This window comes from Kribbella sp. NBC_01510 (assembly GCF_045040325.1).
Classification (GTDB): Bacteria; Actinomycetota; Actinomycetes; order Propionibacteriales; family Kribbellaceae; genus Kribbella.
Genome location: NZ_CP109418.1, coordinates 6485769 through 6507770 on the forward strand (window position 1 = coordinate 6485769; position 22002 = coordinate 6507770).

At 69.0% G+C, this 22002-nt stretch carries 20 protein-coding genes, 3 tRNA genes and 1 riboswitch; of the genes, 10 read left to right on the forward strand and 13 right to left on the reverse strand.

The features are described from left to right. Positions 1-15: 15 nt before the first annotated feature. The gene (gene solA / locus OG558_RS32115; RefSeq protein ID WP_405066317.1) at positions 16-1140 is read left to right on the forward strand and encodes an N-methyl-L-tryptophan oxidase; all 1125 of its coding nucleotides are present in this window, start codon (positions 16-18) and stop codon (positions 1138-1140) included. Here solA and OG558_RS32120 read toward each other — a convergent pair. From OG558_RS32120 to OG558_RS32145, 6 genes are read right to left on the reverse strand one after another with little or no spacing between them, the layout of a single operon-like run. Continuing rightward, the gene (locus tag OG558_RS32120; protein ID WP_405066318.1) at positions 1137-1931 is read right to left on the reverse strand and encodes a sirohydrochlorin chelatase; all 795 of its coding nucleotides are present in this window, start codon (positions 1929-1931) and stop codon (positions 1137-1139) included. The genes solA and OG558_RS32120 overlap by 4 nt on opposite strands. Beyond that, positions 1928-3214 (reverse strand): sulfate adenylyltransferase subunit 1, encoded by a 1287-nt coding sequence (locus OG558_RS32125; protein WP_405066319.1) that lies wholly within the window; start codon positions 3212-3214, stop codon positions 1928-1930. Before OG558_RS32125 ends, OG558_RS32120 begins: the two co-directional genes overlap by 4 nt. Then, positions 3214-4128, reverse strand: a complete 915-nt coding sequence (cysD, locus tag OG558_RS32130; RefSeq protein ID WP_405066320.1) for a sulfate adenylyltransferase subunit CysD — start codon at positions 4126-4128, stop codon at positions 3214-3216. The genes OG558_RS32125 and cysD overlap by 1 nt, the downstream gene beginning before the upstream one ends. Then, positions 4125-4811 carry a phosphoadenylyl-sulfate reductase gene (locus tag OG558_RS32135; RefSeq protein ID WP_405066321.1) on the reverse strand — a complete coding sequence of 229 codons (687 nt, stop codon included), beginning with the start codon at positions 4809-4811 and terminating at the stop codon, positions 4125-4127. The genes cysD and OG558_RS32135 overlap by 4 nt, the downstream gene beginning before the upstream one ends. Further along, entirely contained in the window at positions 4808-4957 is a 150-nt protein-coding gene (locus OG558_RS32140) for a hypothetical protein (protein WP_166665480.1), read from the reverse strand. Before OG558_RS32140 ends, OG558_RS32135 begins: the two co-directional genes overlap by 4 nt. Then, the gene (locus OG558_RS32145; RefSeq protein WP_405066322.1) at positions 4954-6648 is read right to left on the reverse strand and encodes a nitrite/sulfite reductase; all 1695 of its coding nucleotides are present in this window, start codon (positions 6646-6648) and stop codon (positions 4954-4956) included. Before OG558_RS32145 ends, OG558_RS32140 begins: the two co-directional genes overlap by 4 nt. Positions 6649-7059: 411 nt before the next feature. Here OG558_RS32145 and OG558_RS32150 point away from each other — a divergent pair, with 411 nt between their 5' ends. The 3 genes from OG558_RS32150 (at position 7060) to OG558_RS32160 (ending at position 10312) form a co-directional block, all read left to right on the forward strand. Then, the gene (locus OG558_RS32150) at positions 7060-7626 is read left to right on the forward strand and encodes an ArsR/SmtB family transcription factor (protein WP_405066323.1); all 567 of its coding nucleotides are present in this window, start codon (positions 7060-7062) and stop codon (positions 7624-7626) included. Beyond that, a complete protein-coding gene (locus OG558_RS32155) occupies positions 7623-8837 on the forward strand; it encodes an MFS transporter (protein ID WP_405066324.1) in 1215 nt (404 codons plus the stop codon). Before OG558_RS32150 ends, OG558_RS32155 begins: the two co-directional genes overlap by 4 nt. 305 nt (positions 8838-9142) lie before the next feature. Beyond that, positions 9143-10312, forward strand: coding sequence for an amidase (locus OG558_RS32160; RefSeq protein ID WP_405066325.1), 1170 nt, complete (start codon positions 9143-9145; stop codon positions 10310-10312). 6 nt (positions 10313-10318) lie between these two features. Here the strand turns inward: OG558_RS32160 and OG558_RS32165 are convergent, their stop codons facing one another. Further along, complete coding sequence (locus OG558_RS32165) at positions 10319-10789, reverse strand: GbsR/MarR family transcriptional regulator (RefSeq protein WP_405066326.1); 471 nt, start codon at positions 10787-10789, stop codon at positions 10319-10321. A gap of 61 nt (positions 10790-10850) precedes the next feature. Here OG558_RS32165 and OG558_RS32170 point away from each other — a divergent pair, with 61 nt between their 5' ends. Further along, positions 10851-12404: a DHA2 family efflux MFS transporter permease subunit gene (locus OG558_RS32170; protein ID WP_405066327.1), complete on the forward strand. Its 1554-nt coding sequence runs from the start codon at positions 10851-10853 to the stop codon at positions 12402-12404. On the opposite strand, the gene OG558_RS32175 is transcribed toward OG558_RS32170, so the two are convergent. Together OG558_RS32175 and OG558_RS32180 are read right to left on the reverse strand one after the other, a co-directional pair. Then, on the reverse strand, positions 12397-13845 hold the full coding sequence (locus OG558_RS32175) for a glycine hydroxymethyltransferase (RefSeq protein WP_329478057.1): 1449 nt from the start codon (positions 13843-13845) through the stop codon (positions 12397-12399). The genes OG558_RS32170 and OG558_RS32175 overlap by 8 nt on opposite strands. Before the next feature lie 28 nt (positions 13846-13873). Beyond that, a riboswitch (ZMP/ZTP riboswitch) is annotated at positions 13874-13953 on the reverse strand. A gap of 86 nt (positions 13954-14039) precedes the next feature. Beyond that, positions 14040-15665 (reverse strand): acyl-CoA dehydrogenase family protein, encoded by a 1626-nt coding sequence (locus OG558_RS32180; protein ID WP_405066328.1) that lies wholly within the window; start codon positions 15663-15665, stop codon positions 14040-14042. An 18-nt stretch (positions 15666-15683) separates the two neighbouring features. On the opposite strand from OG558_RS32180, the gene OG558_RS32185 reads away from it, so the two are divergent. From OG558_RS32185 to OG558_RS32200, 4 genes are all read left to right on the forward strand, one after another. After that, the gene (locus tag OG558_RS32185; RefSeq protein ID WP_405066329.1) at positions 15684-16982 is read left to right on the forward strand and encodes a YihY/virulence factor BrkB family protein; all 1299 of its coding nucleotides are present in this window, start codon (positions 15684-15686) and stop codon (positions 16980-16982) included. A 151-nt stretch (positions 16983-17133) separates the two neighbouring features. After that, positions 17134-18201, forward strand: a complete 1068-nt coding sequence (gene rsgA / locus OG558_RS32190; protein ID WP_405066330.1) for a ribosome small subunit-dependent GTPase A — start codon at positions 17134-17136, stop codon at positions 18199-18201. Between the two features lie 31 nt (positions 18202-18232). Further along, on the forward strand, positions 18233-18976 hold the full coding sequence (locus OG558_RS32195; RefSeq protein WP_405066331.1) for an SDR family NAD(P)-dependent oxidoreductase: 744 nt from the start codon (positions 18233-18235) through the stop codon (positions 18974-18976). A gap of 176 nt (positions 18977-19152) precedes the next feature. Further along, complete coding sequence (locus OG558_RS32200; protein WP_405066332.1) at positions 19153-20001, forward strand: DMT family transporter; 849 nt, start codon at positions 19153-19155, stop codon at positions 19999-20001. 85 nt (positions 20002-20086) lie between these two features. Here the strand turns inward: OG558_RS32200 and OG558_RS32205 are convergent. From OG558_RS32205 to OG558_RS32220, 4 genes are all read right to left on the reverse strand, one after another. After that, positions 20087-20158: transfer RNA gene (locus tag OG558_RS32205), tRNA-Val, on the reverse strand. A 39-nt stretch (positions 20159-20197) separates the two neighbouring features. After that, positions 20198-20268: transfer RNA gene (locus OG558_RS32210), tRNA-Cys, on the reverse strand. 32 nt (positions 20269-20300) lie between these two features. After that, positions 20301-20373: transfer RNA gene (locus tag OG558_RS32215), tRNA-Gly, on the reverse strand. Between the two features lie 186 nt (positions 20374-20559). Beyond that, positions 20560-21495, reverse strand: coding sequence for a sigma-70 family RNA polymerase sigma factor (locus OG558_RS32220; protein ID WP_405066333.1), 936 nt, complete (start codon positions 21493-21495; stop codon positions 20560-20562). 39 nt (positions 21496-21534) lie between these two features. Between OG558_RS32220 and OG558_RS32225 the strand changes: the two genes are divergently transcribed. Beyond that, a complete protein-coding gene (locus OG558_RS32225) occupies positions 21535-21984 on the forward strand; it encodes a pyridoxamine 5'-phosphate oxidase family protein (protein ID WP_405066334.1) in 450 nt (149 codons plus the stop codon). Positions 21985-22002 lie beyond the last annotated feature (18 nt).

The window sequence follows — 22002 nt, forward strand, 5'->3', positions numbered from 1 at the left end:
GGGCAGGGTGGGGGAATGCGAGCGGATGTCGTGGTGGTGGGGCTGGGCGCGTTCGGGTCGGCGGCGTTGTGGCGGCTGGCTTCGCGTGGGGTGAATGTGGTGGGGATCGAGCGACAAGGGATCGGGCATCCGTTCGGTTCGTCGCATGGGACCACGCGACTGTTCCGGGTCGCTTGCATGGAACACCCCGGGTTGACGCCGATCGCTCGCAGGTCGCTGGAGCTGTGGACTCAGCTGGGGGAGGGGACCGGCGAGGTCTACGTCCGTCAGACCGGCTCTCTCAACGTCGGCGGCCCGAAAAGCAGTCCGGTCAGGGGTGCCCGGCAGGCGGCCGCCGAGGCGGCGGCGCCGACGACGGACCTGACCCACGACGAGCTGGTCGAGCGATTCCCGCAGTACGACCTGGCCGCCGAGGACGTTGCCGTCTGGGATTCCGGCGCGGGGATCTGCTACGCCGAGCCGACCGTCCGCGCGCACGTCGCGGAGGCGCAACGGCTGGGTGCGACGGTCTTCCCGCACACGATGGTGACGGCGATCGACCTCGGCCGCGACGAGGTGACCGTGCGGACGCCGACGATCAGCATCACCGCGGATCAGGTCGTCGTCGCCACGGGCGCCTGGCTGAGCAAGCTGGTTCCAGGTCTGCCGCTGTCGCCGCGACGTACGCCGCTGTTCTGGTTCCAGGCCAAGGATCCGGCGTCGGAGGCCTTTCGGCTGAGCAACTTCCCGTCATTCATCTGGGAGTTCGCGGACGGACGCGGGCTGTGGGGACACGGGTCCGACGAGGACTTCCTGGTGAAGGTCGGCCTCGACGGTGCCGAGCGCGAGCGCGGCGTCGATCCGGACGAACTCGATCGCTACATCCACCCGCGCGAGGACATCGCCGAGCTCTCGGAGGCGATCAGTCACGCCTTCCCGGACCTCGATCCCGAGCCGGTCAAGCTGATGCCCTGCATGGTGACGGACTCACCCGACGGCCAGTTCCTGGTCGGCCGGTACGACGAACGCCTGGTGATCGCGGGCGGTGACAGCGGCCACGGCTTCAAGCACTGCGCCGGTGTGGGTGAGCTGCTGGCTCAGATCACAACGAAGGAGACGCCGTACACCGACGTCTCCTTCGTTGATCCGCTGCGGTTCTAGGCGGTACGGACGAGCTCCGGGCGGGCGATGACCGGGCGCGGGGCCGGGGTCAGGGTGAGCAGGTCCAGGCCGGCTACGCCGTAGCGGAGGAGGACCAGGCGGGCTACCTCGGCACTGACACCCAGCGGGCGCGAGATGGCGACGGCGCCGGCGCGGCGGGCGGTTGACTCGGCACGGTCCGGGAGGACGCCCGGGGCCAGGAAGAGGGATCCGACGGCCACGTGACGCCGGCCCTCGAGCCGCCACTGCAGCACGGCCTCGGCCGGTGACGGCGACGCCGCGCAGGTGAAGGCCGCGGTCACCGGCAGCTTGTGCCGCTGACCCCACAGCCGCGCGAGCCGGGTCACGCTCGCGTTCGCCTGCGAGTCGCTCGATCCGGCGCACGCCAGCACCAGCGCGTCCAGCTCCCGCACCCGGCCGTCCTTGAGCTCGGCCCGCATCCGGCGATCCAGTACGTCGAGCAGCGACTCGTCGTACCCGAGGACGTCGGAGGCGATGATCCGCAGCGCCGGGAACCGGGTGCGTGCCTCGTCGACGACGGCCGGGATGTCGACCCGGGCGTGGAACGCCGACGACAGCAGCAGCGGCAGGATGACGACTTCCTCCACGCCCTCGGCGGCGAGCTTGCCGAGCTTCTGGTACGGCGTGGGCGGGCAGTGGTCGAGGAAGGAGGCTTCGATCCGGAGGTCGTCACGCAGGTCGCGCAGGCACTTGACGAGAGCGTGGACGGTGGCGGCCGAGCGCGGGTCGCGGCTGCCGTGGGCGAGGATCACGAGCGCTGGAGCAGTCACAGCAGTTCCCCTTCTTCGTTGTCGATCATGCCGGCTGCCAGCGTCCACCCGTCGTGGGCGTCGATCAGCAGGAACGATCCGGTGATGGTGTTGCTGGAGTACGGGTCGGCGGCCAGCGGTGCGGCGATCTTGAGTTGCACCTTGCCGATGTCGTTCAGGTCGAGCCCGGTGGCGTCGATGACTCCGAGCGTGTCGAGGTCCAGCGCCCCGGTGATCTTGGTGACGATCGCCTGGGCGGTGGTCGTGGTGTGCTTGATCAGCAGCCGGGCGCCCACGGCCAGTGGGCGGTCCGACAGCCAGCACACGGTGGCGGCCAGTTCCCGGCGGGTGCCGGGGGAGGCGTCCGCGGCGACGATCACCGAGCCGCGGGCGACGTCGATGTCGTCGGTCAGCCGAACGGTGACGGCCTCGCCGGCGACCGCGGACGGCCGCTCGACCACCGCGGTGCTCGTCGACGTGACGACGGGCCGGTCGATGCCGGCGATCGACGTACGGCGGCCGGTCGGCAGCACGATCACCGGGTCACCGACGGTTACGGTGCCGGAGGCAACGGTTCCGGTGTAGCCGCGGTAGTCGCGGTACTCGTCCCCGGTCTGCGGCCGGATCACGTACTGCACCGGGAACCGCAGCGGCTGGTCGGAGGAGTCGATCCGCCCGGTCGCGTTCTCGAGCACCTCGAGCAGCGTCGGTCCGTCGTACCAGGATGTCTCGGTCGACGGCTCGACCACGTTGTCACCGACGAGTGCGGAGACCGGGATGGCCTTGACGTCGGCGATCCCGAGCTGGTCGGCGACCTCGTTGACGTCTTTCGCGATCTTGGTGAACACCGTCTCGTCGTAGCCGACCAGATCGACCTTGTTCACCGCGAGGACGACGTGTGGCACCCGGAGCAGACCGGCCACGGCGAGGTGCCGCCGGGTCTGCTCGAGGACGCCGTGCCGTGCGTCGACCAGGATGATCACCACATCCGCGGTCGAGGCGCCGGTGACCGTGTTGCGGGTGTACTGCACGTGCCCGGGGCAGTCGGCCAGGATGAACGAGCGCTTGTCGGTGGCGAAGTACCGGTAGGCGACGTCGATCGTGATGCCCTGCTCGCGTTCGGCCCGCAGGCCGTCGGTGAGCAGGGCGAAGTCGAAGTCGCCACCACGGGCTTCCGACACCGTCTTCACGTGGGCGATCTGGTCGGCCAGGATCGCCTTGCAGTCGTGCAGCAGTCGCCCGACCAGCGTGGATTTACCGTCGTCGACGGATCCCGCGGTGGCAAGCCGGAGAAGTGTGCTCATCAGAAGTACCCCTCTCGCTTGCGGTCTTCCATCGCGGCTTCGCTGACGCGGTCGTCGGCCCGGGTGGCGCCGCGCTCGGTCAGCTCGCTGGCCGCGACCTCGACGACCACCTCGGCCGCGGACGAAGCGGTCGACGCGACCGCGCCGGTGCAGGACATGTCGCCGACGGTCCGGTAGCGAACCACCCGGCGCTCGACCACCTCACCCGAGCGAGGCTGCGAGTAGGGGCCGACGGCAAGCAACATGCCGTCGCGCTCGAACACGTCCCGCTCGTGCGCGTAGTAGATGCTCGGGAGGTCGATGCCCTCGCGCTCGATGTAGTTCCACACGTCCAGCTCGGTCCAGTTGGACAGCGGGAAGACGCGCACGTGCTCGCCCGGCCGGTGCTTGCCGTTGTAGAGAGACCACAGCTCCGGCCGCTGGTTCCGCGGGTCCCACTGGCCGAACTCGTCGCGCAGGCTGAAGATCCGCTCCTTCGCCCGGGCCCGCTCCTCGTCCCGCCGGCCGCCGCCGAAGACGGCGTCGAACCGGTGCCCGTTGATTGCGTCGAGCAACGGGACCGTCTGCAGCGGGTTCCGCGTCCCGTCCGATCGCTCCCGCAGCCGGCCATCCGCGATGTAGTCCTCGACGCTGGCCACCTCGAGCCGCAGGCCGAGCGTGTTCACGGTCGCGTCGCGGTAGTCCAGCACCTCCTGGAAGTTGTGCCCGGTGTCCACGTGCAGCAGCGCGAACGGAACCCCGGCCGGCGCGAACGCCTTGCGGGCCAGGTGCAACATGACGATCGAGTCCTTGCCGCCGGAGAACAGGATCACCGGCCGCTCGAACTCCGCCGCCACCTCACGGAAGACGAAGATCGACTCGCTCTCCAGAGCGTCCAACTCAGTGACCACGGGCGTCTCGACTGCGGCGGTCATGTGTGCAACCCGCATTCGATCTTGCCCTGGCCGGCCCAGCGGCCGCTGCGCGGATCTTCGCCGGGGGCGACTCGTTGGGTGCACGGCTCGCAGCCGATCGACGGGTAGCCGTCGTACTGCAGCAGGTTGACCAGTACGCCGTTGTCCGCGATGTAGGTGTCCAGGTCTTCCTGGGTCCACGGGGCGAGCGGGTTGAGCTTGACCATGTCGCGCTTGGCGTCGTACTCGACGACCGGGGTGTTCGCCCGGGTCGGCGCCTCCTCGCGGCGGATGCCGGTGACCCAGGCCTTGTAGCCGGACAGGTACCGGTTGAGCGGCTCGACCTTGCGGAGCGCGCAGCACTTGTCGGGCTCGCGCTCGTAGAGCTTCTCGCCGTACTCGGCGTTCTGCTCCTCGACCGTCTGCTTCGGCAGGGCGTTGATCAGGTTGATCGGCAGCGTCGCCGCCACCGCGTCCCGGGTGCCGATCGTCTCGGCGAAGTGGTAGCCCGTGTCGAGGAACAGGACGTCGACGCCGGGGGCCGCCTCGGCCGCGAGGTGGGGGAGTGCCCCGTCTGCCATCGAGGCGGTCACCACCAGCTCGTCACCGAAGGTCTCCCGCGCCCACGCCAGCAGTTCCTGCGCCGAGGCGTCGGCTAGTCGCTCGTTCGCCTCTTCGGCGAGCGTCTTCAGATCTGTGCTCATTCCACCGTCACCCGCAGTCCGATCATCTTCAGCTGGAACACCCGTGCACACGGCCGGCACTCCCACGCGCCATGGCCTTCCTCGGAAGGACGAAGGTCCTCGTCCCCGCAATAGGGGCAGTACAGCGGCGCAGCACGCTCACTCATTGCAAAGCCTCCTCGTCAGCACGGGTGACCCACTCGGCGAAACGCTCGCCGGCGTTGCGTTCCTTCAGATAGTTCTGGGTGACACGCTCCACATAGTCGGCGAGACCGTCCGCGGTGACCTTGTGGCCGCGGAGCTTCCGGCCGAAGCCGGCGTCCAGCCCGAGCCCGCCGCCGAGGTGGACCTGGTAGCCCGGCACCTGCTTGCCGTCGGCATCCATCACCAACTGGCCCTTCAGGCCGATGTCGGCGACCTGGATCCGGGCGCAGGAGTTCGGGCAGCCGTTCACGTTCACGGTGATCGGTACGTCGAGCTCCGGGATCCGCTCCTCCAGCTCGTCGATCAGCTGGGCCGCCTTCGCCTTGGTCTCGACGATCGCGAGCTTGCAGAACTCGATGCCGGTGCAGGCCATCGTGTTCCGCCGCCAGGCCGACGGGTTCGCCTGGAACCCGAGCGCGTCGAGGCCGGCGATCAGCGAGTCGACCTGCGCCTCCTCGACGTCGAGCACGAGCAGCTTCTGCTGCGCTGTCGTCCGGATCCGGTTCGACCCGTGCGCCGCGACCACGTCGGCGACCTTGGCGAGCGACGTACCCGACACGCGTCCGACGATCGGCGCGACGCCGACGAAGTACTTGCCGTCCTTCTGCTTGTGTACGCCGATGTGATCGCCCTGTACGGAGGGCACCTCGGGCGCGGGTCCGTCGATCAGCTTCCGCTTGAGGTACTTCGTTTCGAGAACTTCCCTGAACTTCTCGACGCCCCAGTCCGCGACCAGGAACTTCAGCCGGGCCCGGGTCCGCAACCGCCGGTAGCCGTAGTCGCGGAAGATGCTGGTGACACCCCACCAGGCCTCGTGCACCTCTTCGAGCGGGATCCACGCGCCGAGCCGCTGCGCGAGCATCGGGTTCGTCGACAGCCCGCCGCCGACCCACAGGTCGAAGCCGGGCCCGTGCTCGGGGTGCACCACGCCGACGAAGGCGATGTCGTTCACTTCCGGTACGACGTCGTGCGACGGGTGACCGGTGAGCGCGGTCTTGAACTTCCGCGGCAGGTTGGAGAACTCGGTCGAGCCGATGTACTTCTCGACGATGTCGTCGATGGCCGGGGTCGGGTCGATGATCTCGTCCGCGGCGATCCCGGCGACCGGGCTGGCGATCACGACGCGCGGTACGTCGCCGCAGGCCTCGGTGGTGTAGAGCCCGACAGCCTCCAGCTTCTGCCAGATCGCCGGCACGTCCTCGATCCGGATCCAGTGCAGCTGGATGTTCTGCCGATCGGTGATGTCGGCGGTGTCGCGCGCGTACTCGGTGGAGATCTCCGCGATCACCCGCAGCTGCTCGGTGCTGAGCTGGCCGCCCTCGACCCGGACCCGCATCATGAAGTAGCGGTCGTCCAGCTCCTCGGGCTCCAGCGTCGCCGTCTTGCCGCCGTCGATGCCGGGCTTGCGCTGGGTGTAGAGGCCCCACCAGCGGAACCGGCCACGCAGGTCGGCCGGGTCGATCGAGTCGAAGCCGCGGTGCGCGTAGACATTCTCGATCCGGGCCCGGACGTTCAGGCCGTCGTCGTTCTTCTTGTTCTCTTCGTTCTTGTTCAACGGCTCGCGATAGCCGAGCGCCCACTGGCCCTCGCCTTTGCCCTTGCGCGGGCGGGCGGGCTTACGGGGAGCAGCAGGAGGAGACGTGACGCCAGTCATCCGGAGGGGTGTCCTTGTCCTCGTGACAGGTGCTCACCGAGGGCGGCGGGATCGAAGCGTCGTCGATTCGATGCGTTCCGCGCGGTGCGCACCCAGCGGTGATCGGGGGTGATCAGGGGCCGTCGTCGGGCCCGGCGGGGTGGCTGTCAGAACATCGAAGGACAACAGATGGCGCTGCGCATCCGCCCGAGGTCGACATGAATCCGACCTACGAGGTGAGTGGAGCGGGCAGCGAGCATGCTCACAAGCGTCAGTCCCAGAGCCGGACATTGCAACTGTCAATCCTGCATCGTGAGACCGGATCTCACGATACGGCTATCTCTACAAGTCTGGTGGAGATTGCTTCGCGCTCGGACCCTGTTCCACAAGAACTCTTGTACAAGAGCTCTTGTGCAATTTATGGTGGCTCGCATGACCCCCGCGAACCGGCGCCCGGCCGACCCCTCGGTGATCGCCGCCATCCACCATCCGCTGCGCCGACGGCTGATCGACCTGCTCGGCGTCGAGGGCCCCGCGACCGCCTCACAACTGGCCGGACGCACCGGCGAACTGGTCGGCAATATCAGTCATCACCTGAAGGTGCTGGCGGTCGCCGGAGTGATCGAGGAGGCGCCGGAGCTGGCCAAGGATCGCCGGGAGCGCTGGTGGCGCAGCGCCCGGTCGTCGTGGACCTGGTCGGTCGCTGACGCGGGCGGCGAACCGGCCCGTGAGCTGATTGCAACCGTTTCCGAGGAGAGGAATGTCACGTACCACGCGGACAAGGTCCGGCAGTGGTTCGAGGCCCGGCACGAGTACGGCGAGGAGTGGGTCCGGGCTGCGTTCGCGACCGACAGTTGGCTGACGCTGACGCCGGAGCGGCTGACCGAGTTGTCGGACCGGATCCGGGACCTGATCCAGGAGTACTACGAGGATCCGTCGGACGACTCGTCCGCGGTGCCGGTGTACGTGTTCGCGCACGGCGTGCCGGCCCGGCCATGACCGGCGCCGCGGCGGTCGCGGACACGACCGGCATCCCGCCGCTGGGCCGGGATCGCCGGGTGCACGCGTGGATCCTGTCGGGAGCGGTCTCGGAGGCCGGCGACGTGGCCTGGTACGTCGGCCTCGCGTGGAGTGCGGCACAAGTCGCCTCGCCCGCCGGTGCCGGTCTGGTGATGGGCATCGGTGCGCTGCCGAGGGCCCTGATCCTGCTGTTCGGCGGCGCGCTCGCCGATCGGCTCGACGCCCGGCGCACGATGATCGCCGCCAACCTCGGCCGGATCGTCGTACTCGTCGCCGCCGCGCTCGTCGTCGCTGCGGCCGGGGTGTCGATGGCTCTGCTGCTGACGGTCGCGATCCTTTTCGGCGCCGTGGACGCGCTCTACAACCCTGCGTCGGGCACGCTGCCGCGCCGGATGGTCCGCTCCGACGACCTCGTTCGGTTGGCCGCAACCCGGCAGTTGGCCAACCGGCTGGCGGTGTTCGTTGGTGCTCCCCTCGGCGGCCTACTGGTCGCGCAGGGCGGTCTGGTCGCGGTAATGGTCGCCGATGCGATCTCGTTCGGGGTCATCGCCGTGGCGCTGGCGTTCGTCGTCCGGCCGCGCTTCCCACGGCCGGCGCCCAGTGGGCACTCGATCCGGCGCGACCTGTCCGCGGGCTTCGGTTACCTCCGGCGCGATCGGATCGCCCGGACCCTGGTCATCGCGTTCTTCGGGCTGAACCTGTGTGTCGGACCGGTGCTGGCCGTCGGCCTGGTTCAGCGTGTCCATCTGGACGGCTGGGGCTCGGCGGCGCTCGGGTGGTTCCAGGCGTGCTCCGGGATCAGTGCCGCGGTCGGCGCGGTGGTTGCCCTGCGCTGGAAGCCGCGGTTGCCCGCCCGTGCCGGACTGCTGCTGCTCATCGTGCAGGCGGCCGGATGCGTGATGATCGGGCTGGTGCCGCGGGCCGGCGTGTTCGTCGCGATGGCGATGATCGGATTCACCGCCGGACTCGCCTCGGCCTTCCTGTCCGGCGCCTTCCAGCAGACCATCGAACCGGCGTTCCTCGGGCGGACGTCGAGCATCGTCAGCCTGTCCGACGACGGCCTGATGCCCATCGCCATGACCGGGTTCGGCGCGCTGATCTCGCTGACCGACGTCGCCGTGGCCTGTGCGCTGCTCGGGACCGCATTCGCAGTACTGATGGTGTGGTCCGCCTCGCGCTTGCGGGGCTGAAGTCTGCACTCGGGGCGCGAACGCGTGGGGTGTGTCGTTCATGGTCGGCGTCGGGCGGAACGCCGAGCGGTGCCCGCATCACCAGATCGCGAACATCACCGGGAACGTACTCACTCCGTGTTCACCGGCCACGGCTCGCGGTACGTCGACGACGTACGGTCCTGGCAGGCCTCGGAGCCCGCCGACGACTTCGCCGCCATCGCCGTCTACGCACCGACCCGCTGACGCTAAGCTCACCTGGTGCTTCAGGTCGACTGGGACAACGTACGCGAGTTCACCCTCGCGCCCCGCGTCGCTGGGGCTGCGTGACCGCGGCGTCGATCGCCGCTCAGGTGCGATCCGGCGAGCGGACTGCACTCGAGGTGATCGACCAAGCGCTCGAGGCTGCACTGCGCCTCGACCCGCTGCTCCATTTCGTCGACGAGTTGGACGTCGTTGGCGCCCGCGCAGCAGCCGAACGACTCGAGCCCACCGGTCCGTTCGCGGGTGTCCCGTTCTTCATCAAGGCAAGGACGCCGGACAACTCGCCGATTATCAGCCGGCTCGTGGCGGCCGGCGCGATCCCGATCGGTACGGCGACGCGCGCCAGACCCGGCGCGGTGTCGCAGACCTTCGGATGGAACGGCCAGGACTACACCCGCAACCCGTGGGACTTGTCGCGATCGCCAGGTGGCTCGACCGCTGGTGGTGCGGCGGCGGTCGCGGCCGGCGTCGTACCGCTGGCAACTGGTGGAGACTCCGGCGGCTCACTGCGGATCCCGGCCGCGTTCTGCGGAGTGGTCAGCTTCAAAGGCACGTATGGCCGCATCCCGCGCCCGGTCGGTCGCGCCCTCGGCGGGCTCACCACCGCCGGCTTCATCGGCGCCGATCTCGACGACGTGATCGTGGCGACGAGCATCGCCAGCGGTCCACACCGCCTGGACCCGACCGCGCTGCCGGCGTGGCCGGTCCCGACAGTTCACGATCGTTCGTGGCGGATTGCGTATCGCTCCACCCTCGGCTGTCATCTGGCGGACCCTGCGGTCGACCACGTGATCCGCGAGCGGCTGACTCACGCCGGCGTCACCGTGGTCGACGTACCGCTCGAGCTTCTCCCGACTGATGAGGCGTGGCCTGTGCTGTCGGGTCTGGATGCCGGCCGCGGTGCGGAAGCGGCCGCGGCGAACCGGGCTCGCGAGGTGCGCGACAACAACAACACCGCGCTCGCCGATCTCTTCGCCGAAGTGGATGCCCTGATCACCCCGACCACGCTGACTGTTGCGCACGGCTACGACCAGCACGAGTCCAGCATCGTCACCGGCGACCCGTGCTGGACCTTCAATGTGACCGGGCACCCCGCGGTCAGCGTCCCTGCCGGTCTGGCGGACGGATTGCCTGTGGGTGTTCAGGTTGTGGCGCCGCATGGATCGGACGACGTCGCGCTCGCGGTGGCACGGCGGATGCAGGTTGTCCTGCCGCCACCACCGATCCGCTGACGGGTCTCAGCGCGGGTGCTCCGACCGCCAGTGCTTGATCATCTGGTCGAGGTCGGTCTTGATGAAGGCGAAGAAGTCGGCGGCTTCGGTGAGGCGGTGGCCGACGGGGGAGTCGGGGCCGAAGAGGTCGGCGCCGGCGCGGCTGCTGGCCTCCCATTCGCCGAGGGCGTCGTTGCGGCGTTCGAGGATCGCGGCGAAGACGTCGTCGCGGATCCGGTAGTGGTCCTTGCGGGACCCGGGCAGCCGCTCGCGGGAGATGAACGACACCTGGAGCAGTTGCCGGACCGCACCGGAGACCGCGGGCTGGCTGATCTTGAGCGACTCGGCCAACTCCGCGGCGGTCATCGTGCCGGTCGGGCTGACCAGCATCCGGCCCATCACCCGGGCCGACATCGTCGGGACGCCGCTGTTGGCCAGCACGCCGGCGAAGCGCTCGACGAACTGGCTGATCTCTTCCGGGCTCGGTTCCTGCGCCATGGTTGAAGCTTACAATAATTTGATATATCGCAACTATCACAAACTTTTGATAATTTGAATCATGACCTCGACCTCCCACGCCGAACGGCCGACGCTGACCGGCGCGCGCCGCTTCGGAGTACTCATCGCGCTCTGCCTCGCCGTCCTCGTCCTCGGCCTGGACACGACCGTGCTCAACGTCGCACTGCCGACGCTGGCGTCCGACCTCGACGCCTCCACCAGCCAGTTGCAGTGGATGGCGAACAGCTACAACCTCGTCCTCGCGGCCCTCCTGTTGCCCGCCGGTCTCCTCGGCGACCGGTACGGGCGGCGCAAGATCATCGCGATCGCGCTCACCCTGTTCGGCGCCGCCTCGCTCGCCTGCGGCCTGGCCGACTCGGCCGAGGGCCTGATCGCCGCTCGGGCGTTCCTGGGCGTCGGTGCGGCGATGATCGTTCCGGTGGCGCTGTCGCTGATCACCGTGCTCTTCCGCACCGAGGAGGACCGGAAGAAAGCGATCGGGTTCTTCGTCGTTGCCAACAGCATCGGTATGCCGCTCGGCCCGATCGTCGGCGGACTGCTGCTCGACCACGCCGGCTGGCAGTGGATCTTCTTCATGAACGTCCCGATCGCGTTGATTGCGGCCCTTGCGGTCACGCTGCTCGTCCCAGAGACCCGAAGCTCGCGGCGACCGGCCATCGACTGGCTCGGCATCGTGCTCTCCAGTGCTGGTCTGGCGTGCTTGGTGTACGGCGTGACCAAGGCCGGCGAGACGTCGTGGACCGATAGTGTCACTGTGCTGTTCCTCGGACTGGCCGTCGTACTGATCGCCGGGTTCCTGTTCTGGCAGCGGCGGACCACGCGGCCGTTGATCGAGCTGCGGTTGTTCCGCGAGAAGACATTCACCGGCGGCGCGGTGCTGCTCACGGTGTCGGTGTTCGCGATCTTCGGGTTGCTGTTCACGATGCCGCAGTACTTCCAAGGCATCAACGGATCGGACGCGCTGCACACCGGGCTCAAGTTGCTGCCGTTCATCGGCGGGATGACGCTCGGCGCGAAGGTGGCCGAGCCGGTGGAGGAGAAGGCCGGAACCCGGCTGGTGGTGATGGCCGGGTTCGTGGTGATGGCCGTCGGGTTCGTGCTCGGGGCCTTCACGGAGCTCGGCACCGGGTACGGGTACACCGCGATCTGGTTCGTGGTGGTCGGCTTCGGTCTCGGGTGTTCGATGCCTCAGGCAATGAACGCGGCGTTGGGTGTGCTCGACCCGGAGCGGGCCGGGACCGGATCCGGTCTGCTGCAGGCGTTCCGCCAGGTCGGCGGCACGGTCGGTGTCGCGGTTCTCGGCACGGTGCTGAACTCGGTCTACCGCGCAGGAGTCGACACGACCGGACTGCCCGCGCAGGCCGCGGATGCGATCGAGAAGGGGCTTGGTGGCGGGCTCGCCGTTGCGGCCAAGTCGGGCTCCGCCGACCTGCTGAGCGATGTCCGGGACGCGTTCATGACCAGTCTCAACACCACCATGTGGGTGTCGGCGGGAATCGCAGTCGCAGGCGCCGTACTCGCCGCCGTGTTGATGCCACAACGGCGTGCGCCCGCTCCCAACAGTGTGGAAGCGGGCGCTGCGCGAGTCAGCTGAGCTCGAGGCCCGGGTACAGCGGGTGCTTGTCGAGCAGTTCGGACGAGGCGGCCTTGGTCTTGTCCGCAACGCCATCGGCGAGCACGTACTTCGCCTTGGACGGGGCACCGGCCGACGTCGTGGTCGGCGTCGTGGCGGAGATGACGTCGACGATGAGCTCGGCGACCCGGTCGAACTCGTCGCCGCCGAAACCACGGGTGGTCAGCGCCGGCGTGCCGATCCGGACACCCGACGTGTACCAGGCGCCGTTCGGGTCGCGCGGTACGGCGTTCCGGTTGGTCACGATGCCGGCGTCGAGCAGCGCGGACTCGGCCTGCCGGCCGGTGATGCCGTACGACGAGACGTCGAGCAGCACGAGGTGGTTCTCGGTGCCGTCCGTCACGAGCTTCACGCCACGCTTCATCAGGCCCTCGGCCAGCGTGACTGCGTTGTCGGCGACCGCCTGCGCGTACACCTGGAACGACGGCTGCCGGGCCTCGGCCAGCGCGACCGCCTTTGCCGCCATCGTCTGGCTCAGCGGACCACCCAGCACCATCGGACAACCGCGGTCGACGGAGTCGGCGTACTCGGGCTGGCACAGCACCATGCCGCCGCGCGGGCCGCGCAGCGACTTGTGCGTGGTGGTCGTGGTGACGTGCGCGTGCGGGATCGGGTCGAAGTCGCCGGTGAACACCTTGCCCGCGACCAGGCCGGCGAAGTGGGCCATGTCGACCATCAGCGTCGCGCCGACCTCGTCGGCGATCTCGCGCATCTTCGCGAAGTTCACCTTCCGTGGGTACGCCGAGTAGCCGGCGATCAGGATCAGCGGCTTGAACTCGCGCGCCTTGCGGGCAACCTCGTCGTAGTCGAGCAGCCCGGTCTCCGGGTCGGTGCCGTAGGAGTGCTGGTTGAACATCTTGCCGGAGATGTTCGGCCGGAAGCCGTGGGTCAGGTGACCGCCGGCGTCCAGCGACATGCCGAGCATCTTCTGGTCGCCGAGCGCCTTGCGGAGCTTGGTCCAGTCCTCGTCGGACAAGTCGTTGACGTGCTTGGCGCCCGCCTCGGCCAGCGCCGGGGACTCGATCCGCTGGGCCAGGATCGCCCAGAAGGCGACCAGGTTCGCGTCGATGCCGGAGTGCGGCTGGACGTAGGCGTGCGGTGCGCCGAACAGGGCCTCGGCGTGGTCGGCCGCGGCCTGCTCGACGGTGTCGACGTTCTGGCAGCCGGCGTAGAAGCGGTGCCCGATGGTGCCCTCGGCGTACTTGTCCGAGAGCCAGTTGCCCATCGTGAGCAGGGTGGCGGGGGAGGCGTAGTTCTCGCTCGCGATCAGCTTCAGCGACGAGCGCTGGTCGGCCAGTTCGGCCTTGATCGCGCCGGCGATCGTGGGTTCCACCGCGCCGATCACCTCGAGCGCGTTGCGGTACGCGGCCGATGCGGCGGCGGCATCGAAGGGTTGAGTCATCGTTGTCTCTCCTGCGGTTGCAGTGGGTCGAAGGCACCCAGGCGCACGGTGCCGACGGTCTTCGCTCCCCGGTGGTTCTCCACCTCAGCGCGCCAGTCGCGACCCGCTCACCCTATCGCGTACACACCCTTCTCTTGCGGCTTGTGTCCGAAGAACCGTGGCCTGTAACCCTCGGATCTTCGGACGCAACGCGATCAGAGGGCGCGGGCGAGGATCGGGGTGAAGGGAGTGGTGCGGGGGAGGGTGCCGAAGACGCCGGCCCAGTCGCCGGCCAGCCTGGACGCGACGAAGGCGTCGGCGACCTCGGGTGCCGAGTGCCGGACGAGCAGGGACGCCTGGAGGCAGACGGCCATCCGGGCGGCGAGGCGGCGTGCGCCGGCCTCCGCCTCGGACACATCGGCAAGCGTTTCCAGTACGTCGTTCACGGCGGCATCGAGGCGGTCGTCCGCACCCCGTGCCGCGCCGACCTCGAGCAGCCACGCGTCGAGCGACTCCGGCCTTCTGAGCGCACGGAGGACGTCGAGCGCATTGACGTTCCCCGATCCTTCCCAGATCGAGTTCAGCGGCGACTCGCGGAACAGGAGGGGAAGGCCGGACTCCTCGACGAACCCGTTACCACCCAAGCACTCCAGCGCCTCCGCCACCATGAAAGGCGTTCGCTTGCACACCCAGAACTTCGCCAACGGCAGCCCGATCCGCCGGAACGCTGCGGCCTGCTCGTCTCCACCGACCGACGCGTCGGCCGCAGCCGCAAGCCGCATCCCCAGCGCGGTTGCCGCCTCACTCTCCAGGGCCAGGTCGGCCAGGACGTTCTGCATCGCGGGCTTGTCGGCGAGGAGCCCGCCGAAGGCCGAGCGGTGGCGGGTGTGCCAGCTGGCTTCGACGAGCGCTCGTCGTTGGAGGGCGGCGGAGCCGAGGACGCAGTCGAGGCGGGTGGCGGCAACCATTTCGATGATGGTGCGGACGCCGGCGCCCTCGTCGCCGAGGCGGTAGCCGATCGTGCCGTGGAACTCGACCTCGCTGGACGCGTTCGACCGGTTCCCGAGCTTGTCCTTCAACCGTTGCAGCGCGAACGCGTTCCGGTTGCCATCGGCAAGCACCCGCGGCACGACGAAGCAACTCAGTCCGTCCGGCGCCTGCGCGAGTACGAGGAAGACATCGACCTGCGGCGCCGAGCAGAACCACTTGTGACCGTTCAGCTGGTATTCACCGTCCGGTCCGGTCGGCGTCGCGGTGGTGAGGTTGGCCCGGACGTCCGAGCCGCCCTGCTTCTCGGTCATCCCCATCCCCGCGAGGACGCCGGTCTTCTCGGCCGCGGGCAACCGGCGTACGTCGTACGACGTGGCCGCGAGTTGCGGGATCCACTCCTTCGCGAGCCGCTCGTCCGCCTTGAGTGCCGGGACCGCGGCGTACGTCATCGAGATCGGGCAGCCGTGACCCGGCTCGACCTGGGACCAGACGTAGAACCCGGCGGCCCGGGTCAGATGCGGCGCCGGACGGTCGCTCGTCCACGGCGCGGCCTGCAGCCCGAACCCGACCGCACGCTCCATCAGCCAGTGCCAGGACGGGTGGAACTCGACCTCGTCGATCCGGTTCCCGTAGCGGTCGTGGGTGCGCAGGACCGGCGGGTGCTGGTTGGCCGGGAGGGCCTGCGCGAGTGCCTCCTCGGAGCCCGCGACCGCGCCGATCCGGTGCAGACCCGGGTCGCCGGCGAGATCGGCGTACGGACGCAGAGCGTCACCGAGCGGGGTGTCGTCGGTGAAGAAGTTCACCCCCCGCAGCGGAGGAGCCTGGTTCATTACAGCAAATGGGTCCGCCATGTCAGTACGGTAAGCGGTATGGCACGTTCAGGGGCAGGACCCCGTGGTGGGAGCTCCCTCTCATTGGCATGGGTCCGCAATGTCCCCGCGACGACCTGGAAGCTGATCACCCAGACCATCGGGGTCTGCCTGCGCTACCGGGTCACCGGACTCGCGGCCGAGGGGGCGTTCTTCGCGATCCTCTCGTTGCCGCCGCTGATCTTCGGGCTGGCCGGAAGTCTCGGCTACATCGCGAGCAAGTACTTCGAAGTCGAGACGATCGCCGACATCAAGCAGCAGATCGCCACGCTCGCCGCCCGCGCGCTCACCGACGAGTCGGTGCAGAGCGTGATCGTGCCGACCCTGAACCAGGTGCTCAACGGCGGCCGGCCAGATGTGATCTCGATCGGTTTCGTGCTGGCGCTGTGGTCCGGCAGTCGCGCGCTGAACGTGTTCGTCGACACGATCACGATCATGTACGGGATGGGCGGCCGGCGCGGCATCGTCCGGACCCGGGCGCTGTCGTTCTCGCTGTACTGCGCCGCCCTCGTCATCGGTGTGATCGTCCTGCCGCTGGTGCTGGCCGGCCCGAACGCGGTCGACGCGCTGCTGCCGCACCGGCTGGACTTCCTGAACCAGCTGTACTGGCCCGTCGTGACGATCCTGTCCGCGGGCTTCTTGAACACCCTCTACCACCTGTCGGTGCCGCTGCGCACACCGTGGGTGTCGGACCTGCCGGGGTCGTTCCTGGCGTTGTCGATCTGGATCCTGGGCAGCTTCGTGCTGCGGTGGATCCTGCAGAGCACGGTCGGCGGTACGTCGATCTACGGTCCGCTAGCGGCGCCGATCGCCGTACTGATGTGGCTGTACATGACTGCGATCGCCGTACTGATCGGTGCGGCGCTGAATGCCGTCGTCGACCGCCTGTGGCCGCACAAGGCGCGGGTGGTGGAGCTCGCCGACCAGAAGCAGGCCGAGGAGGGCGAGGTCGAGCCGGTGATGAAGGCGGAGCCGGAGCGGCACCACCACGAGCACCCGGTGACCCCGCTGACGGTGGAGGAGCGGCCGGAGACCGCCATTGCGCGGAAGGTCGAGGGGCTCAGTGAGCATCGGCCGCGCGTCGTCGAGGCGCCCGCGGCTTCTGACGCGCCCGCCGTTCCTGCTGCGCCCGCCGCTTCTGCCGCCCCGGCCCTGCCTGGTGCGGATGGCGTGCCTGTCGTGGACGACGTGCCTGGTGCGGACGGCGCGAAGCCGGCGGACCCTGCCGACGAGGCGGATCGCAAACCTGCCTCGGTCGGAAAATCCGGTGCGCAACGTGAGGGCGACGACCTACGCTGACGGCATCGCGACAAGCGGTCCTCGATCAGGACCGCAGGACTGGAAGGGAGGCACCGCCATGAGCTTCCATCGGGCCCACCGGGCCGATGTCTCCCACACCGTCCGTCCGCTGAGCTGATCTCGCGGCCGGACCCTCCGAAAGGTTCGCCGCATGTCCGCCACACTCCAGGCCCTGGGACTCGACAGTTCCACGGCCGACTTCCTGCAGTCCGTCCCGCATGAGCTCGTACCGGGACGCGTCGCCCGGGTCGACAAGGGCGTGGCGACGGTACTCACCGAGGACGGGCCGGTCCGCGCGACCTGGTCCGGTGCGATCCTCGCGGCGATGGCCGGTGACGCCCAGGCCGGCCCCTGCACAGGGGACTGGGCCGTACTGCGGTTCTGGCCGGACGAGCGGATCACGCTCGAGTCCCTGGCGCCTCGTCGTTCGGCGATCGTCCGCGCCGAGGTCAGCGGTACGTCGAAGGGCCAGGTGCTGGCCGCCAACGTCGACGTGATCGCGATCGTGGTCGGCCTCCATCCCGAGCCGAACATCGGCCGGATCGAACGCTTCCTCGCGCTGGCGTGGGAGAGCGGTGCGCGGCCCGTCGTCGTACTGACCAAGGCCGACCTTGTCGGCGACGCCGACGCTGTTGCCGAGGACGTGGCGAACGCTGCGCCTGGTGCCGACGTACTGGTGTGCAGTGCGACCACTGGCGACGGTTTGGAGGCAGTGCGGTCGCTGCTGGACGGCAACGCGACTATGGCGTTGCTGGGATCGAGTGGCGCGGGCAAGTCCTCGCTGGTGAACGCACTGGCCGGTGTGGAGCTTCTGGATGTGCAGGACATCCGTGACGACGGCAAGGGACGGCATACGTCGGTGCGGCGCGAGCTGATCGTGCTGCCCACCGGTGGGATCGTCATAGACACGCCAGGGCTGCGGGGAATCGGCCTGCAAGAGTCGGGGGAGGGGCTGGCAGCTGCGTTCCCGGACATCACGGCGCTGGCCGAGCAGTGCAAGTTCAAGGACTGCGCGCACCTCACAGAGCCAGACTGCGCGGTCCAGGCGGCCTTGGCGGACGGGACGCTCCCGGTCCGTCGCTACGAGAGCTGGACGAAGCTGCAGCGCGAGGCCGCGTTCATGGCCCGCCGCAACGACCTCCGCCTCCGCGCCGAGACCAAGAAACAGTGGGCGCGTGCCTCCAAGTCGTACCGCCGGGACGTGAACCCGCGGCCGTAGCCCGTGCTCCCGTGATGAAAGGATCGGGAGCATGAATCGTTCGGTACTGGTGACGGGAGCCTCGCGGGGGATCGGTGCGGCGACGGCGCGGGCCTTCGCCGCCGCGGGGGATCGCGTGGCGGTGCACTACAGCGCATCGGCCGACGCAGCGGCCCAGGTACTGAAGGAGTTGCCGGGGACCGGACACGTGCCGGCACACGCCGATCTCGCCGACCCGGTCGCGATCCAGACGATGGTCGACCACGCGGCGACCGCTCTGGGCGGCATCGACGTACTGGTCAACAACGCCGGCGTCTACCATCCGCACCGCATCCGCGAGACGACATACGCCGAATGGCAGCAGGCGTGGGCCGACACTCTGGCCGTGAACCTGGTCGGCCCGTCGAACGTCACCTGGTGCGCCGTCCGCCACATGAGCCGCGGCGGCCGCATCGTCAACGTCTCCTCCCGCGGCGCGTTCCGCGGCGAGCCCAACCAGCCCGCGTACGGCGCCTCGAAGGCAGCGATCGTCTCCTTCACCCAGTCCCTGGCCCGGGCGCTCGGGCCAGAGGGGATCGCGGTGACGGCGATCGCCCCCGGCTGGACGGTCACCGACATGGCCGCCGTACACCTGGATGGCGATGGCTACGACCGCCGCCGCCTGGAAAGCCCGCTCGAACGAGTAGCCGACCCTTCGGAGGTCGCCGCCGCGATCCTCTATCTCGCCTCCCCGGAAGCCGAGTTCGCGACCGGCACCGTCCTCGACTTCAACGGCGCCTCCCAACTCCGGATGTAATTCAGTCGGCAGACGCGCCCGGACTGGCTAAGGTCCTGATCATGCATCGCATCATCACCCCGCCGACCGCCGCCTAGGCGGACGGTCGACCGGTAGTGCCCAGGCTCCGACCTGGGCTCCTTCGGGCTGTTCGCAGAAGCCCCACGTCACCTTGCGAACACACCCCGGAGTCTGCAATGCATCACCGTCTCGCGTCCTCATCCAGGCGCGGCTTCCTCTACGTCACCCTGGCCGGCATCGCCTGGGGCACCGGCGGCCCGACCGGCGCGCTGTTGTTCGACCACGCCGCCCTGGGTTCCACCGCCGTGTCCTTCTGGCGCCTCGCCGCCGCCGCTCTGTGGCTGGCCCTGGCCCGCCTCGTTCTCCGCCGAGCCCCGATCCGCCCGCTGCTCGCCGCATCGCCAGTCCGCTACCTACTGACCGGCCTCGGCCTCGCCGTCTGCCAACTCGGCTACTTCGCCGCCATCCCACAGGTCGGGGTAGCTGTAGCCACCGTCGTCGCCTTGGGCGCCGGCCCGTTCTTCATCGCCCTAGGTGCCCGGGAACGCATCACCCCGGCTCTACTAGCCGCAGTAGCCGGCCTGGCCCTCCTCGTGCCCAGTGCAGGAGCCGGCTCGGCAGCCCTGCTGGGCATCGCCTTCGCACTTCTGTCCGCAGCCGGTTACGCCCTGACCACTCTGCTCAACCGCAACGAGCCAGACCCCATCTCCGGCGCCTTCCTGGGCTTCGTTGCCGGCGCCGCACTCCTCTTGCCGTTAGCAACCATCGACGGCATCATCCCCACCGCGCCCGGCTGGCCCTTGATCGCCTACTTCGGCCTCGTCCCCACCGCCCTCGCGTACACCCTGTTCTACGCCAGCCTCACCACGCTCCGCGCCTCCACCGCCGCAGTAATAGCGCTCATCGAACCCGTAGTAGCCACAGCCCTCGGCCTACTCCTCTTCCACGAGCACCTGACCACCCTCAGCCTGGTGGGCGCCGCCGTACTACTGGCCGCGGTAGTCCAACACGCACGACGGGAGTAACAACCCGACCGCGGGGCTGCCGCACAAAACGACGAAGGCGACCCGGTCCGCGCTTTCCGCGGACACGAGTCGCCTATCGCCTTCGTGGACGATACTGGGATCGAACCAGTGACCTCTTCCGTGTCAGGGAAGCGCGCTACCGCTGCGCCAATCGTCCAAACAACACCACACAACACACTCTCACGTGACGGTGTCGAGGTGGAGACGGGATTCGAACCCGTGTACACGGCTTTGCAGGCCGTTGCCTCGCCTCTCGGCCACTCCACCAGTGAGAAAGCTGGCCCGCCGAACCCTCTCCGAGCGGACGACCGGGTTCGAACCGGCGACCTCAACCTTGGCAAGGTTGCGCTCTACCAACTGAGCTACGTCCGCATCGCTCCGGCGACTGTTTCCGCTCGGTGCGAGAGCAGAACAGTAGCGCACTTTTCGCCTACGCAAAAACCGGATTCCAGGGTGTCGCGATGCGGACAGTCCGAGCGTGATTCTCACCTCATCCGTCACAACAGCCCCACCCGGCAAGACGCCGTTTGTCCACCTGCCACGCCGGGCCGCGCGGCCTCAACTCTCCAGCGCTGCGAGGTCGACATCGCGGAGGTAGTCCGAGTCGCCGCGCAGATCGATCGCGGTGATGCGGCCGTCGACGACCGTGAACACGAACACGACCTGCGGCTGGCCGTACTGCGACCACACCAGCCCGGCCAGACCGTCGACCAACGTCAGCCTGGCTGCCTGCGCGCGCCCGGCGAACGACGCCGCGACCGCCCTCGCGCCGGACGCCATGGCGGCGGCACCACGCGCCGCGACGGCCGAGTCGGCCCGCACGACGACGCCGGGGTCGAGCAACTCGAGCAACGCCTCGAAGTCGCCACTGCGTGATGCCGCGAGGAACGCGCCGACGATCTCCTTCTGCCGGATCGCGTCGGTTCCGGACGGTTCCGGCGTACCTTGCACTCGACGCCGCGCCCGGCTGGCGAGCTGCCGCACCGCGGTCGGCGACTTACCCAGGATCGGCGCGATGTCGTCGTACGGCACGGCGAACATGTCGTGCAGCACGAACGCGAGCCGCTCGGCCGGCGTCAGCGTCTCGAGTACGACGAGCAGCGCGAGGCCGACCGAATCCGCCTGCACGGCTTCCAGTTCGGGATCGGGTACGGCGTCGTCCGCGAACGCGGGGGACTGGTCGCCGACCGGCTGCTCGGGCCGCCGGCGCCGGGTCCGCAGCATGTCGAGGCAGATCCGGCCGACCACCGTGGTCAGCCACCCGCCGAGGTTGTCGATCGAGCCGGTGTCCGAGCGGCTGAGCCGGATCCACGCCTCCTGGACCGCGTCCTCGGCTTCGGGCTCGGAGCCTAGGATCCGGTACGCGACGACCTGCAGGCGGTCCCGGTTCTCCTCGAACTGGGTCGCCAGCCAGTTGTCCTCACCCATCCCGACCACGTCCTTCTCCTGTGTCACACTCTCCGGCCCGCCGCCGTCATCCGATTGACGGTTCACCCGCCGCACATGTGACACCAGAATCCAGAGGAGCCCACCATGACGGACCCGGCCCGCCCGCTCTCCGAACGCAAGCAGGACACCCTCCGCCGGCTGGAGCACGACGTCGACGCCTGGGTCGCCACCGCCTCCCCGGACGGTACGCCGTACCTGATGCCACTGTCCTTCCTCTGGAACGGCGAGACACTCCTCCTGTCCACCGCGGCAGGCAACCCGACCGCCCGCAATCTCGCGAAGAGCCCGACTCTGCAGCTGACGCTCGGCCACACCCGGGACGTCGTCCACATCACCGCCACGACTGAGACTCTGCGCGCTGGCGATCTCACGGACGCGGAAGGCGACGCGTTCGCCGAGAAGGCCGGCTTCGACCCGCGTCCGCTCGCGAATTACTTCTACTTCCGCGCCACCCCCACCAAGATCCAAGCCTGGCGCGAAGTCAACGAACTGAAAGACCGAGTCCTGATGGAATCCAGCTCCTGGCTGGTGTAGCCGGTCACCAGCCCTCGG